The organism is Allobosea sp. 05T438 (assembly GCF_056396025.1).
Genome location: NZ_JBFTKQ010000001.1, coordinates 153197 through 167414, shown reverse-complemented (window position 1 = coordinate 167414; position 14218 = coordinate 153197). Strand labels below are relative to the sequence as shown.

16 protein-coding genes are annotated in these 14218 nt (G+C 65.1%); 8 read left to right on the top strand and 8 right to left on the bottom strand.

The window, feature by feature from the left end; genetic code table 11:
• Window positions 1–32: 32 nt before the first annotated feature.
• From AC1DIN_RS00830 to AC1DIN_RS00805, 6 genes are all read left to right on the top strand, one after another.
• A complete protein-coding gene (locus AC1DIN_RS00830; RefSeq protein WP_476808338.1) occupies window positions 33–716 on the top strand; it encodes a glutathione S-transferase family protein in 684 nt (227 codons plus the stop codon).
• A 36-nt stretch (window positions 717–752) separates the two neighbouring features.
• Window positions 753–1436, top strand: a complete 684-nt coding sequence (gene rpe / locus AC1DIN_RS00825) for a ribulose-phosphate 3-epimerase (protein WP_476808337.1) — start codon at window positions 753–755, stop codon at window positions 1434–1436.
• Window positions 1437–1577: 141 nt separating this feature from the next.
• Complete coding sequence (purB, locus tag AC1DIN_RS00820; RefSeq protein ID WP_441471804.1) at window positions 1578–2882, top strand: adenylosuccinate lyase; 1305 nt, start codon at window positions 1578–1580, stop codon at window positions 2880–2882.
• Between the two features lie 43 nt (window positions 2883–2925).
• Complete coding sequence (locus tag AC1DIN_RS00815) at window positions 2926–3504, top strand: RBBP9/YdeN family alpha/beta hydrolase (RefSeq protein ID WP_441471650.1); 579 nt, start codon at window positions 2926–2928, stop codon at window positions 3502–3504.
• Window positions 3505–3565: 61 nt separating this feature from the next.
• A complete protein-coding gene (locus AC1DIN_RS00810) occupies window positions 3566–4231 on the top strand; it encodes a class I SAM-dependent methyltransferase (protein WP_476808336.1) in 666 nt (221 codons plus the stop codon).
• A gap of 240 nt (window positions 4232–4471) precedes the next feature.
• Window positions 4472–4918, top strand: a complete 447-nt coding sequence (locus AC1DIN_RS00805; RefSeq protein WP_476808335.1) for a VOC family protein — start codon at window positions 4472–4474, stop codon at window positions 4916–4918.
• Between the two features lie 78 nt (window positions 4919–4996).
• Here AC1DIN_RS00805 and AC1DIN_RS00800 read toward each other — a convergent pair whose 3' ends face one another.
• The 8 genes from AC1DIN_RS00800 to AC1DIN_RS00765 all read right to left on the bottom strand — a co-directional run bounded on the left by AC1DIN_RS00800 (window position 4997) and on the right by AC1DIN_RS00765 (window position 12583).
• On the bottom strand, window positions 4997–6112 hold the full coding sequence (locus tag AC1DIN_RS00800) for a branched-chain amino acid ABC transporter substrate-binding protein (protein ID WP_441471653.1): 1116 nt from the start codon (window positions 6110–6112) through the stop codon (window positions 4997–4999).
• Window positions 6113–6240: 128 nt separating this feature from the next.
• On the bottom strand, window positions 6241–6615 hold the full coding sequence (locus tag AC1DIN_RS00795; protein ID WP_441471654.1) for a DUF6867 family protein: 375 nt from the start codon (window positions 6613–6615) through the stop codon (window positions 6241–6243).
• A 124-nt stretch (window positions 6616–6739) separates the two neighbouring features.
• Entirely contained in the window at window positions 6740–7471 is a 732-nt protein-coding gene (locus AC1DIN_RS00790; RefSeq protein ID WP_476808334.1) for an ABC transporter ATP-binding protein, read from the bottom strand.
• On the bottom strand, window positions 7468–8322 hold the full coding sequence (locus tag AC1DIN_RS00785; protein WP_476808333.1) for an ABC transporter ATP-binding protein: 855 nt from the start codon (window positions 8320–8322) through the stop codon (window positions 7468–7470). The genes AC1DIN_RS00790 and AC1DIN_RS00785 overlap by 4 nt, the downstream gene beginning before the upstream one ends.
• Complete coding sequence (livM, locus tag AC1DIN_RS00780) at window positions 8322–9707, bottom strand: high-affinity branched-chain amino acid ABC transporter permease LivM (RefSeq protein ID WP_476808332.1); 1386 nt, start codon at window positions 9705–9707, stop codon at window positions 8322–8324. Before livM ends, AC1DIN_RS00785 begins: the two co-directional genes overlap by 1 nt.
• Before the next feature lie 4 nt (window positions 9708–9711).
• Window positions 9712–10635 (bottom strand): branched-chain amino acid ABC transporter permease, encoded by a 924-nt coding sequence (locus AC1DIN_RS00775; RefSeq protein ID WP_441471658.1) that lies wholly within the window; start codon window positions 10633–10635, stop codon window positions 9712–9714.
• A 392-nt stretch (window positions 10636–11027) separates the two neighbouring features.
• Window positions 11028–12260, bottom strand: a complete 1233-nt coding sequence (locus tag AC1DIN_RS00770) for an NAD(P)/FAD-dependent oxidoreductase (protein ID WP_476808331.1) — start codon at window positions 12258–12260, stop codon at window positions 11028–11030.
• Window positions 12257–12583 (bottom strand): cupin domain-containing protein, encoded by a 327-nt coding sequence (locus AC1DIN_RS00765; protein WP_441471660.1) that lies wholly within the window; start codon window positions 12581–12583, stop codon window positions 12257–12259. Before AC1DIN_RS00765 ends, AC1DIN_RS00770 begins: the two co-directional genes overlap by 4 nt.
• 178 nt (window positions 12584–12761) lie before the next feature.
• Between AC1DIN_RS00765 and AC1DIN_RS00760 the strand changes: the two genes are divergently transcribed.
• The gene (locus AC1DIN_RS00760) at window positions 12762–13451 is read left to right on the top strand and encodes a GntR family transcriptional regulator (protein ID WP_476808330.1); all 690 of its coding nucleotides are present in this window, start codon (window positions 12762–12764) and stop codon (window positions 13449–13451) included.
• A 141-nt stretch (window positions 13452–13592) separates the two neighbouring features.
• Window positions 13593–14111 (top strand): flavin reductase family protein, encoded by a 519-nt coding sequence (locus tag AC1DIN_RS00755; RefSeq protein WP_476808329.1) that lies wholly within the window; start codon window positions 13593–13595, stop codon window positions 14109–14111.
• Window positions 14112–14218 lie beyond the last annotated feature (107 nt).

Sequence of the window (14218 nt, the reverse complement as noted above, 5' to 3'; positions counted from 1 at the left end):
CGAGGTTTTCACCGCCGCAGGAGAACCGCGCCATGATCACACTCTATTCCGGGCCGCTAAGCCTGTTCTCGCACAAGGTCGAGATCGCGCTGGAAGAAAAGGGCCTCGCCTTTCAGCGTATCATGGTGCCGTTCAACCAGACGACCGGCTACGATCCCAAGCATCCCGAGGTGGTCGCGCTCAACCCGAAAGAGCAGGTGCCGGTCCTCAGCGATTGCGGGCTTGTGCTCTACGACTCCACAGTGATCAACGAATATCTCGACGAGGCCTATCCCGAGCCGAAGCTGATGCCCGACAGCCCGGTCGAGCGAGCGCGCTGCCGGCTCGACGAGCTCTATGCCGACGAGATCATGCTGCAGGCGCTGAGGCCGCTGATGAACCGGACGAGCCCGCCTTCGCCCGACCGCGACCGGCGCATCGCGCAGGAGGCCGATGCACTGATCGCCGAGGAGGCGCTGGTGCGCCATTACGAGGTGCTGGAGCAGAAGCTGGCGGGGCGCGAGTTCTTCGGCGGCCGGCTTTCGCTGGCCGATATCGCGCTGTTCATGAGCGTGCTCTTCGCCCGCCGGCTCGGCGGGCCGCCGCTCGACGGTTTCGAGGCGCTGGCCGGTTGGTTCGCCCGGTTGAAGCTGCGCCCGGCCTTCGCGAAGGTGGCGGCGGAGATCGTGGAAGCCGACAGAAGGCTGTCCTTTCCGGTGAAACTGCGCTCGGCATGATTGCGGCGGCAGGGGCATGGCGTTAAACCGCCAGCCATGACGCACCCCATCCGTATCGCCCCCTCCATCCTCTCGGCCGATTTCGCCAAGCTGGGCGAGGAGGTGCGCGCGGTCGATGCGGCCGGTGCCGACTGGATCCATTGCGACGTGATGGACGGGCATTTCGTGCCGAACATCACCTTCGGCCCCGATGTGCTGAAGGCGATCCGCCCGCACACCAAGAAGTTCTTCGACGTGCATCTGATGATCGCGCCCGTCGACCCCTATGTCGAAGCCTTCGCCAAGGCCGGCGCCGATCTGATCTCCTTCCATGTCGAAGCCGGACCGCACCCGCACCGCACGCTGCAGGCGATCAAGGCTCAAGGGAAGCAGGCCGGCATCGTGCTCAATCCCGGTACACCGGCGAGCGCAATCGAGGCACTGATCGCGGACGTCGACCTCATCCTGCTGATGACGGTCAATCCCGGCTTCGGCGGGCAGAGCTTCATCCGCTCGGTGGTCGAGAAAGTTGCGCAGGTGAAGGCGCTGATCGGCGACCGCCCGATTGCGCTGGAGATCGACGGCGGCGTGACGCCGGAGACCGCGCCGCTGGTCGTGAAGGCCGGCGCGAACGCGCTGGTCGCCGGCTCGGCCGTGTTCAAGGGCGGGCCTTCGGCCTATGCCGGGAATATCCAAGCGATCCGCAAGGCGGCAGAAGCCGCGCGCGGCGACTGGGTTTGAGATTATTGCCGTTTTCGGCGCCGACCGTCATGGTCGGGCTTGTCCCGACCATCCACGTCTTGGCAGATCGAGGGTGGTGTTCAAGTCGTGGATGCTCGCCACAAGGGCGAGCATGACGGCGGTGCAGAGGCTGAAACGAGCATGATCCCGCGCTATTCCCGCCCCGAGATGGTCGCCATCTGGGAGCCGCAGACCCGCTTCCGCATCTGGTTCGAGATCGAGGCGCACGCCACCGATAAGCTCGCCGAGCTCGGCGTGGTGCCGAAGGAGGCCGCGGCGACGATCTGGGCCAAGGCCAAGGACGCCGTCTTCGATGTCGCGCGCATCGACGAGATCGAGCGCGTCACCAAGCACGACGTCATCGCCTTCCTCACCCATCTGGCCGAGATCGTTGGACCGGAGGCGCGCTTCGTCCATCAGGGCATGACCTCGTCGGACATTCTCGACACCACGCTTTCGGTTCAGCTTGCGCGAGCCACCGATATCCTGATTGCCGATGTCGATGCACTGCTCGCCGCGATCAGGCGCCGTGCGTTCGAGCACAAGCTCACCCCGACGATCGGCCGCTCGCACGGCATCCATGCCGAGCCTGTGACCTTCGGGCTCAAGCTCGCGCAGGCCTATGCCGAGTTCGATCGATGCAAGGCTCGTCTGATCGCTGCACGGGCCGAGATCGCGACCTGCGCCATCTCGGGCGCGGTCGGCACCTTCGCCAATATCAACCCGCAGGTCGAAGCCTATGTGGCCGAAAAGATGGGGCTCACCGTCGAGCCGGTCTCGACTCAGGTGATCCCGCGTGACCGGCACGCGATGTATTTCGCGACGCTCGGCGTCGTCGCTTCCTGCATCGAGCGGCTGGCCACCGAGATCCGCCATCTGCAGCGCACCGAGGTCTATGAGGCGGAGGAGTATTTTTCGCCGGGCCAGAAGGGATCCTCGGCGATGCCGCACAAGCGCAACCCCGTCCTCACCGAGAACCTGACCGGCCTTGCCCGCCTCGTGCGCGGCATGGTCACGCCTGCGCTGGAGAATGTTGCGCTCTGGCATGAGCGGGATATCTCGCACTCCTCGGTCGAGCGCATGATCGGCCCGGATGCGACGGTGACGCTCGATTTCGCGCTGGCGCGGCTGACGGGCGTCGTCGACAAGCTGCTGATCTATCCGCAGAACATGCGCCGGAATCTCGACCGCCTCGGGGGCTTGCACAATTCCCAGCGCGTGCTGCTGGCGCTGACGCAGGCGGGCGCGAGCCGCGAGGACGCCTATTCCATGGTCCAGCGCAACGCGATGCGCACCTGGGAGCATGGCGAGGACTTCCTGACCAATCTGCTCGCCGACAAGGACGTGGCGGAGAAGCTCTCGGCTTCCGAACTGCAGGCGATGTTCGACGAGGGCTATCACTTCAAGCATGTCGACACGATCTTCCGCCGGGTGTTCGGGGAATAACTGACGGTCTGGACTTCGGCGACGGCAGGGCTATCTACGGCTGATGAAATCCTCCGACGTCGATATCCTCATCATCCCCGGCTGGTCGGGCTCTGGCCCGGATCATTGGCAAAGCCGTTGGGAGTCCCGGCTCCAGACGGCGCGCCGCGTTGTTCAGGACGACTGGTACAAGCCGTCTCGCCATGTCTGGGCCGGGCGCATCGTGCAGGCGGTGCGCAGCGCGACGCGGCCGGTCGTGCTCGTCGCCCATTCGGCCGGCGTGAGTGCCGTCGCCCATGCGGCGGAACACCTGCATCCGGGCGAGGTCGCCGGCGCGTTTCTCGTCGCCCCGGCTTCCGAGGCGGCCAAGCGCGCGATCCCCGGCATGGGGCCGGACTTCATCGAGCACCGCCGCGAGAGGCTGCCGTTTCCCTCGGTGCTGATCTCCAGTGCGACCGACCCTTACTGCACGCAGGATGAGGCGCGGGAACTGGCGAAAGCCTGGGGTTCGGAGTTCGTCGATGCCGGGGACAGCGGCCATCTCAACAGCGAGTCCGGGCATGGTCCGTGGCCGGATGGCCTGCTGCGGTTCGGCGGGTTTCTCAAAAGCTTGACTGCGGTTCCTCAGAGATTGAGCCAGTAGGCACGCTGCCCGCCCTCGCGACATCTCGCGAGAGGCATTTCGCGGGCGAGACTGTTCGAGCATGGATGCATTCTCCGATCCGCAGGCCGTCGCCCGCTATGCAGAGGGTCCGCAGCGTCTGGTGCCCGGCTTTGCCGATCTGCAACGCATGGTCATGCTCCTGCTTGCGGAGCGGGCCCCGGATGATGCGCGGGTGCTGGTCCTCGGCGCTGGTGGCGGCCTGGAAATCAAGGCATTTGCCGAGGCGCAGCCCGGCTGGCGCTTCGACGGGGTCGATCCGTCCGCCGAGATGCTGGATCTCGCACGGCTGACCCTCGGCCCTCTCGTCGCCCGCACAGATTTGCATCATGGGCTCATCGACATCGCGCCCGAGGGGCCATTCGATGCCGCGGCGTGCATCCTGACCTTGCACTTCGTCGAGAGGGAGGAGCGCCTGCGCACGCTTGGAGAGGTGCGGCGGCGCCTGAAACCTGGCGCCCCCTTCGCCGTCGCGCATTTCAGCTTCCCCCAGGGCGATCGCGATCTCTGGCTGTCGCGTTATGCCGCCTTTGCGACGGCGTCCGGCATCGAGGCATCGCAGGCGCAGAAGGCCCGGTCGATGATCGCCGCGCGCCTGCCTATCCTCGCTCCCGAGGAGGACGAGCGGCTTCTGCGCGATGCCGGGTTCAGCGATGTCAGCCTCTTCTATGCCGGCTTCGCGTTCCGCGGTTGGGTCGCCTACGCTTAGGAGAGCGGCCATCGCCGCAGCGCCGAACATCCAGGCGAAGACCGAGCGCCTGTCTCCATAGTTTGGATGATGCCGGCAATTGTCACTTGAGCATCGATCCTTCGCTGAGGCAGCGCGGCAGTCGCCGTCGCCGCGCTGGCTGGCGGATACCAATCCGGTCAAGACTCTATTGCGGGAGAGCCCTCAAGCGGCAATTCCATCAGTCGCTATGGTCTGCCCATCACGAAGGCCGTCAACATTATGAAACTTGCTCACATCAACTTGGTCGCCCGTAACGCAGAAGCGCTCGCGGCCTTCTATGTGAATGTCTTCAAATGCGAGCACCTTCGTGAACCCAAGGTGTTGTCGGGCGAGAAAGTATCACGAGGGAACGGCCTTCCGAATTCAGAGATATACTCGATCTGGCTGAAATTCCCTGATTGCGACGCCCCATTCCTGGAGATACATGAGCACAAAGTCACGCATGACCGGAAGCGGCCCAGGGTGAATGAACCTGGCTTCGGGCATATCTCCTTTCAGATGGGAGATATCAGCGCGGGTCTGTCGGAGATCATCGCAGCAGGCGGAACGCAGGTCGGTGAAATCGTAGACTTTGGAACGGCGGCGAAGCCATTTCTCATTGCCTATGCGCGCGATCCAGAAGGCAACATTCTTGAACTTGAGCAGATCGTCCGGGCCGACGCCTGAGCTTCCTCTCCTCAATAGAAAACCCGCCCCGGAGGTCCGGGACGGGTTCTTCACGTCGGGCCGGATCAGCCGCCGAGATCAGTTCTCGATATAGGTGATCTTGCCGTCGGCACCCTTCTTCCAGGTGTAGACGGTGTAGTCCGGACGGGTGATGTCGCCCTTCTTGTCGAAGCCGATGTCGCCGATCACGGTCTTGACCGGCTGGCCGCCATGCAGCACGTCGGCGATCTTCTTCGGATCGGTCGAGTTCGCGCGCTTGGCGCCTTCCGCCATGATCTGGACGGCAGCGTAGCTGTAGAGCGTGTAGGCTTCCGGCTTGAAGTTCTTGGCCGCGAACTTCTGGACGACGGCAGCAGCCTCCGGGCGCTTCTGCGGGTCCGGCGGGAAGGTCATCAGGGTGCCTTCGACGCCGGGGCCGCCGATCGTGGCGAACTCGTCGGTGGTGATGCCGTCACCCGAGACAAGCACGGTCTTCAGGCCCTGGTCGCGCATCTGACGCACGATCAGGCCGCCTTCGGTGTGCAGGCCACCCCAGTAGAGGTAGTCGGCACCGGCCGCCTTGATCTTCGAGACGAGCGCAGAGAAGTCCTTCTCGCCGGCGTTGACGCCTTCGTAGAGCACTTCCTTCACGCCGCCGGCGTTGAGGCCCTTCTTGGTCTCGTCGGCGAGGCCCTGGCCATAGGTCGTCTTGTCGTGGACGACGGCGATCTTCTTGTCCTTGAAGTTCTTCAGCAGATAGGCGGCGGCGACGCTGCCCTGCTGATCGTCACGGCCGCAGGTGCGGAAGGTGTTCCACAGGCCGCGCTCGGTGATCTTCGGGTTGGTGGCCGAAGGCGAGATCATCAGGATGCCGTTCTCGGCATAGACTTCCGAGGCCGGCATGGTGACGCCGGAGTTGAAGTGGCCGAGAACCCATTTCACGCCGTCGCCGACGAACTTGTTGGCAACCGAGACGCCCTGCTTCGGATCGGAGACGTCGTCGCCGACCGAGATGGTGATCTTCTGGCCGAGGACGCCGCCGGCGGCGTTGATGTCCTCGACCGCCTGCTCGGCGCCGTTCTTGAGCTGCGCGCCAAACGCAGCGTTCGGGCCGGTGATCGGGCCGCCGACGCCGAGCTTGATCTGCGCATTGGCCACGCCGGACATGGCGAGGACCGCCCCGAGTGCAATGCCGCCCAACAGCAGTTTCTTCATGTGATGCAACTCCCCTCTATGATTGACAACGGGTTGGACGGTCCACCCGTCTCGGTGCGTTTTCGTCACCCTAAGCAGCAGTCTTGCGCTTTTTCGGTGGTCTGTCACGCACCAAGCTCGCGAGCTCTTCAGAGCAATTCAGGCCTGATCGGGACCCCGGGGCGCGGCCTCCAGCCGAAGGGGCCGGCGCGCTCGAAGAGCCAGTGATATTGCCGCGTCATCTGCTTGGCGCGGTTGTAGCGCCAGCCGGCGAAGCCGAAGGCGAGCAGCACGACACAGTCGACGATGTAGTAGTGCAGCGTCAGCAGCGTGGCCTGGAACAGTGCGAAATGAATAAAGCGCACGAACAGGCCGAGGATCAGCATGTAGACGACGAGCTGCCAGTTCGGCCGCCAGGTCAGGGCGATGGCGCGGCCGGACATCCAGGCGAGCCAGCCACCCATGATCACGGTGACCAGCAGGAAGAGCCAGACCGTCGGTTCTTCGTAGATGATGCCCTGCATCTCGTGCTCCCGGCTTCATGCGAGGGTGGAAGCGGCCAGCGTCGCCACAGCGATGGCATGGCGGGCGCGCAGCCGTCTCTCATCAAAAAGTTGCAGCGGCAGGGGCAAGCCCGGCCGCCAGGCATCAGTGGCGGCCGCCTTCGAGATAAGCGGCGCGCACCTGCGGATTGGCGAGCAGTTCCTTGCCGGAGCCGCTCATCGTGATGACGCCGTTGACCATGACGTAGCCGCGATGGGCGAGCTTCAGCGCGTGGAAGGCATTCTGCTCGACCAGGAAGACGGTGAGGCCCTGCGTTCTGTTGAGCTCGCGGATGGCCTCGAAGATCTGCTTCACGATCAGGGGGGCGAGGCCGAGCGAGGGCTCGTCGAGCAGCAGCAGCTTCGGCCGGGCCATCAGTGCGCGGGCGATAGCGACCATCTGCTGTTCACCGCCCGAGAGCGTGCCGCCGCGCTGCTGCAGACGCTCCTTGATGCGCGGGAAGAGCACGCAGATCTTCTCGAGGTCCTCGTCGAAATGCTCGAAATTGCGGACGGCGGCGCCCATCTGCAGGTTTTCGAACACCGTCATGCGCGGGAAGATGCGTCGTCCTTCGGGGGACTGCGCTATGCCCAGACGGGCGATCTGGTGGCTCGGCATCCGGGTGATGTCCCGGCCCTCATAGGTGACCGAGCCTTCGCGCGCCTGCGGGCTGCCGAAGATCGTCATCATCAGGGTGGATTTGCCGGCGCCGTTGGCGCCGATCATGGTGACGATCTCGCCGGCATTGACGTCGATGTCGACGCCCTTCAGTGCGATGATCTTGCCGTAGTAGGTCTTGACGCCGCGGACGGCGAGGAGAGGCTGGGCCACAGTCACGAGATGCCGACCTCCGCTTCCACCACTTCGACCTCTTCGTCGTCGACGCCGAGATAGGCGGCGATGACCTTCGGGTCGGCCTGCACTTCGGCCGGCGTGCCGTCTGCGATCTTGGTGCCGTAGTCGAGGACCACGACATGGTCCGAGATTTCCATGACGACCGACATGTCGTGCTCGATCAGCAGCAGGGCCGTGCCGAGATCCTTGCGGATCGAGAGCAGCAGGGCGTTGAGGTCGAGGCTTTCGCGCGGGTTGAGGCCGGCAGCCGGCTCGTCGAGGCAGAGCAGGACCGGGTCGGTGCACATGGCGCGCGCGATTTCGAGCCGGCGCTGATCGCCATAGGGCAGGTCGGCGGCCGGATCGTCGGCGCGATGGGTGAGGTTGATCTTGTCGAGCCAGAACTTGGCCTTCTCGATCGCCGCCCGCTCGCTGGCCTTGTAGCCGCCGATCCCGAGCAGGCCGAGGAAGGTGAAGCCAGAGGCGATCATCAGCGGGTTGTGCTGGGCGATGAGCAGGTTCTCCAGCACCGTCATGCCGCCGAAGAGGCGGATGTTCTGGAAGGTGCGGGCGACCTTGGCCTTCCAGGAGATGCGGAAGTCCGGCATGCGCTCCAGCAGGAAGCTGGAACCGTCGTCATGGTTCAGCGCAATCAGGCCCTGCGTCGGCTTGTAGAAGCCGGTGATGCAGTTGAACACCGTGGTCTTGCCGGCGCCGTTGGGGCCGATCAGCGCGGTGATCTCGCCCTTGCGAGCCTCGAAGGAGAGGGCGTTGACGGCGGTCAGGCCGCCGAAGCGCATGGTGAGCTGCTCGACTTCGAGCAGGGAACGGCCGGAGGAGGTGGTCGAGGCCATCAGCCATGCCCCTCCTGAACGAGATCGGCCGAGATCGTCTTCTTTTCCTTCAGGAAGGCGGTCGGCTCGCGTACCGAGATCAGGCCGCGCGGCTTCCAGATCATGATCACAACCATGGCGAAGCCGAAAATCAGCATGCGGTACTTCGTCGGGTCGAAATCCTGCCCGAAGATCTGCTTCAGGAAATCGAGTTCGCGCAGCAATTCGGTGCCGCCGATCATGGCGATCGCCGCGATGGCGCAGCCCCAGAGCGAGCCCATGCCGCCGAGGACGACGATGGCCAGGATGACCGCCGATTCCATGAAGACGAAGGATTCGGGACTGATGAAGCCTTGGCGGGCGGAGAAGAACGCCCCGGCGAAACCGCCGAACATCGCGCCCATCGAGAAGGCCGTGAGCTTGGTGTTGGTGGTGTTGATGCCGAGCGAGCGGCAGGCGATCTCGTCCTCGCGCAGCGCCTCCCAGGCGCGGCCGACCGGCAGCCGGCGCAGGCGCAGCGTGACGAAGGCCGTCAGCAAGGCCAGGCAAAGGATGAGGTAGTAGAGGAAGATCGTTCGGTACAGCGGCGAGAATTCGAGCCCGAACGTCGCTGCGAAGCCATTATCGGCCGCGGTGAAGGGAATGCCGAAGAAGGTTGGGCGCGGAATGCCGGAGATGCCGGCATAGCCGTTGGAGAACTCCGTCCAGTTGACCAGCACCAGGCGAATGATCTCGCCGAAGGCCAGCGTCACGATGGCGAGGTAGTCGCCGCGCAGGCGCAATACGGGGAATCCGAGCAGCATGCCCCAGAAGGCGGCGAGGATGCCGGCGAGCGGCAGCAGGATCCAGAAGGAGAGGCCGAAGTTCTTGGCGAGCAGCGCATAGGAATAGGCGCCGACCGCGTAGAAGGCGACGTAGCCGAGATCGAGCAGGCCGGCGAGGCCGACGACGATGTTCAGCCCCCAGCCGAGCATGACGTAGATCAGGATCTGGACGCCGAAATTGTCGATCCACTTCAGCGCGCCGCCCCAGCCGGCGAGGCCGATCGCGATCGCGGGGAAGCTGACGAGGAAGCCGAGGCCGAAGAGCGAAAAGAGCCGCGAATGGCGCTGGAAGAAGGCGATGGTGCCGTGCGGCAGCAGGCGCACTCGCGCCTTCTCGTTGCCGCGCCCCTGCTGGCGCAGCGCGATCAGGAAGCGCCCGACGAAGACGATGCCGATGGCCCAGGCGACGGCGTCCCAGCGCGGATCGAGCACCAGCACGTTGTCCATGTTCTGGCGCGTGCCCCAGGCCACGACCGGAATGCACAGGCCGAGCGTGACCAGGGCTGCGAAGCCGGCCTCCTTGAAGGCCGCCTTGAAGTCGCGGCCGGGAGCGGCCGTGGGTGTGGTCGGTTTGCTCGCCATGACGTCAGACCTTCTCGACTTCGGGGCGACCGAGGATGCCCGAGGGCATGAAGACCAGCACGAGGGCAAGGATGCAGAAGGCGGCGACGTCCTTGTAGTCGATGGTGAAGTAGGCGGACCACATCACCTCGATCAGGCCGATCAGCAGGCCGCCGATCACCGCGCCGGGCAGTGAGCCGATGCCGCCGAGCACCGCCGCGGTGAAGGCCTTGACGCCCGGCGTAAAGCCGTCGGCGAAGTTCACCACGCCGTAGAGCACAAGGTACATCACGCCGGCCACCGCGGCGAGGGCTGCACCCATCACGAAGGTGATCGAGATGGTGCGGTCGACGTCGATGCCGAGGAGGGCGGCCATCTTGCGGTCCTGCTCGCAGGCGCGCTGGGCGCGGCCGAGCGGCGTCTTCTGGACGATGTACCAGAAGGCCGCGAGCAGCGCCGCCGTCGTCAGGATGATGACGATCTGCTTGTAGGAGATCTGCACCGTGTAGACCGCGCTGTCGATCAGCGTGATCGACTTGTTCAGGATCGGCGGGATCGACTTGTTGCGCGGGCCCTGCACGACCTGCACGAAGTTCACCAGGAAGATCGACATGCCGATCGCGGAGATCAGCGGCGCGAGGCGGAAGGAGCCGCGCAAGGGCCGGTAGGCGACCCGTTCGATCGTCCAGTTCCAGAGAGAGGTGAAGAACATCGCCAGCGCCAGGACGATGACGAGCGCCAGCAGGATCATGCCGGCGCTCGTGCCGAGGACCGCCGTGACCAGCATGAAGAAGATCAGGGCGATGAAGGCGGAGAGCATGAAGATATCGCCGTGGGCGAAGTTCACCATGCCGATGATGCCGAACACCATCGTGTATCCGATGGCGATGAGACCGTAGATCGATCCCAGTGTCAGCCCGTTGATGAGCTGCTGCAGAAAGACTTCCATTGACGACGCCGACCCCTCGAACCAGCTCCCGTTCTCGTCATCAGCATGACGCTGACGCATGCGGGATGCGATTTCCATGCAGAGCTACCAATGGCTTGCGCCACCGACAATCGCTCCGCGTCAAATTTCTGTCAAAAGCAATTACGAACGAAACGCCTCGAAATTGTGCAGAATACTCTGCGCCGCAGCGCGCTTTCGGCGCATGATGATTGCGCCATGCGCGCGCGCCATCTGTGCCGTACGGCTTCGGCGAGCGGCTCCGAACGACAACGGCGGTTCGAAACAGGAACTCTTCAGGGAGGTGCGCCCGGGATAGCGGTTGACGGGCGGTCAGCGGTTTTTCCGCTCCAGGGCAGTCATCGAAGGGGATGATTGCTCCTGGGTTCGCCATGTCAGAACCGCGCGGGGCTGAAGGGGGAAAGATCGATCGGCGGCTGGCGCCCGGCGACGAGTGCGGCAACGAGATCGGCCGTCGCGTGGGATTGCGTCATGCCGTAATGGCCGTGGCCGAAGGCATAGATCACGTGCGGATTGCGGTGCGCCGTGCCGATCACCGGCAGCGAATCGGGCAGGGAAGGGCGGAAGCCCATCCAGAGCTTGCCGCTGTCGAATCCAGGCAGACCGTCGATCAGGCGGTTGGCCTTGTCGTAGAGGCGGCGGGTGCGGGCATGATTCGGCGGAGCATCGAGACCGCCAAACTCGACCGCGCCGCCGATCCGCAGGCCTGAGTCGAGCGGTGTCGTGACGAAGCCGTGGCCCTCGAAACCGACCGGGCGCGACAAGATCCCGGAGACATCGGGAAAGCTGACATTGTAGCCGCGTTCGGTGTCGAGCGGCACGGCATCGCCCAACGCTGCCGCCAGCGGTCTGGCCCAGGCGCCGGCTGCGACGACCGCGCGGTCTACCACGCGTTGCCAGCCATCGGGGCCGATCAGGGCGGGGCGATCGCCGAGGGAGATATTGCTGACGTCGGCCTTTTCGAAGACGGCGCCGCGTTCCAGCGCGGCCTCGAACAAGGCGAGCGTCAGCTGGTGAGGGTCGCTGATATGGGCGGCGTCGGGGTGGAAGGCCGCGCCGACGAAAGCGGGCTTTAGCGCGGGCTCGAGCTGACGCAGTTCGGCGGCCCCGATCATCTCGACCTTGATGCCGAAGGCTGCCTGGCGCTCCGCGACCTTGTGCGCCGCGGCCAGCGCCCCGGCATCGTCAAAAACGTAAAGTCCGCCCTTCTGATGGATATGGCGCGTCAGGTTCGTGCGCTCGGCGCGCGCGAGCCAGGCCGGCAGGGCGCGCTTCTGCAGGGCGGCGATTCCGACGATGGAGCGCTCATAGGCTTGCGGGCGCGAGGCGAGTGCGAAACGCAGCAACCAGGGCAGGAGCTTCGGCAAATAGGCCGGACGGATGCTGAGCGGGCCGAGCGGATCGGCCAGGAACTTCGGCACCTGCCGCAGGATCTTGGGGCTGGCGATCGGCAGGATATCGGTATGGGCGATCCAGCCGGCATTGCCGCGCGAGGGGCCGAAGGCCGGCTCCTGGCGTTCGACGATCAGGACCTCATCCCCCTCATCGAGAAGCGCATGGGCGATCGCGACGCCGACGATCCCTGCGCCGACAACCGCGACCTTCATGACAGGGCGAGCTCCTGGAGAGCCGAAGGCTGCTTCACCTCGATCTCGATGAATGCGATCGGGTGGTCGGACCCGTTCATCACGTCATGGCGGATGCCGGCCGCGCGCATATAGGCCTGCCCCTGATCCAGCGGCGTATCGATGACATCGTTGCCATTATGGATACGCAGCGTGCCGGCGATGAGCATCACCACGAAATAGGGCCAGCCATGCTGATGCCAGCCCGTCACGGCGCCCGGTTCGAAATCCCAGCGCGTGATCCGGATCGTCTCGTCATCCTGCTGGACGGTCGGCACGGCGGGAATCGAACAGGCGAAGGCCATCCTCTAACTCCTTCTCGGCCCGCCGCATCATTGGTCGGTGCAGCGCTCCGATCCATCGGACCGGTTGTCGGGCTGTTGCCAACCAATCGCGGCGATCGCTGGCGAGCTTGATATATCTGGATTGATATATCAAGCTGGCAGGCGAGATCAAGGTGCCGCGGCATCGCTCGGGGAAGCTATGAAGCAAAAGGAGACCATCGATCCGAGCCGTGACGGCGCGGACGTCGCCGGAGCTGGCGAAAGCCTGGCCGAGGTCGCCTACCGGCGCCTGGAAGAGGCAATCGTCACGCTGTCCCTGCGCCCCGGCGCGGTGCTGACGGAAGCGCAGCTGATCGACCTCGTCGGGCTCGGGCGGACGCCGGTTCGCGAGGCCTTGATCCGGCTGGCGCAACACGGGCTTGTCCAGATCCTGTCACGCAAGGGCATTCTTGTCGCCGACATCAGCGCGATCGATATCATTGCGGCTCTCGATGCGCGCGAGGTGCTGGAACGCCTCGTGGTCGGCGAGGCGGCGAAGCGGGCGGGGCCTGTCGAGCGGATCGCGATTGTCGAAGCCGCGAAGGCAATGCGCCGGACCGCCGAGGCTGGCGATGTTGCGGGCTATATGAGGCTCGACAAGGAACTGGACGGGCTGGTGGCCCAGGCGGCGCGCAGCCCCTATGCGACCCGCGCGGTCGAGCCTCTGCAGGCGCTGATCCGGCGCGCCTGGTATCATTTCGAGCGGCAGGACGACCTCGTGCCCGCGGCCCTGCACCATGGCAGCCTTGCCCAAGCCATCGCCGGCGCTGATTCGCTTGCCGCCACGGCGGCGAGCGATGCGCTGATGTCGCATCTTCGCAAAGGGTTGCTGGCGACGCTGGACAGCTGAGATGACCGCGGTTCCCATCTGATATATCTGATGATGCGACCCGGGTCGGCGCGTGCCCGGCGGCGACTGGTACTGGCGGCTCCAAACCTCTACATGGTCAGGTATCCTCTGATCCGGAACAGTGAGCCGGCGCCCTAGTCCATGACGAAAACCGTTCACCCGCTGCCGCCCGCCCTGGAGCGCCCGGATGCTGCCGCGTTCCGCGATGCCATGGCGCAGGTCGTCAGTGCGGTGCATGTCGTGACGACGGAGGGGCCTGGCGGTCGCGTGGGGCTGACGGCGACTGCGGTCGCCTCTGTTTCCGATTCGCCGCCGACGGTGCTGGCCTGCCTCGCAAGGGCGAGCCGCACGCTGGCGGCGATCGAGGCAAGCGGCGCCTTCTGCATCAACACCTTGCCGGCCCATCTCGCCGAGCTGGCGGAGATTTTCGCGAGCCGGCGCGGCATCGATGGCGATGCGCGCTTCATGACGGCGCGCTGGGGCACGCTTGCGACCGGCGCGCCGGTCCTGCTCGACGCGATTTCCGCCTTCGACTGCCGGCTGGTCGCTGCGCACGATATTGCCAGCCATCGCATCCTGATCGGCGAGGTCGCAGGACTCGGCGGGGCGGGGCAGGGTGCGAGCCTGATCTATCGTCAGCGGCTGTTCGGTTCCGTCTGACTTTCCATCAAGCACCTGTCCGCCTCGCCCCTTGTGCAGACGAGCGCTTTGCGACCATGGATAGGAACTGGACAGCCTTCGAACCGCGCCGGCCGCAGTCGTCCGAG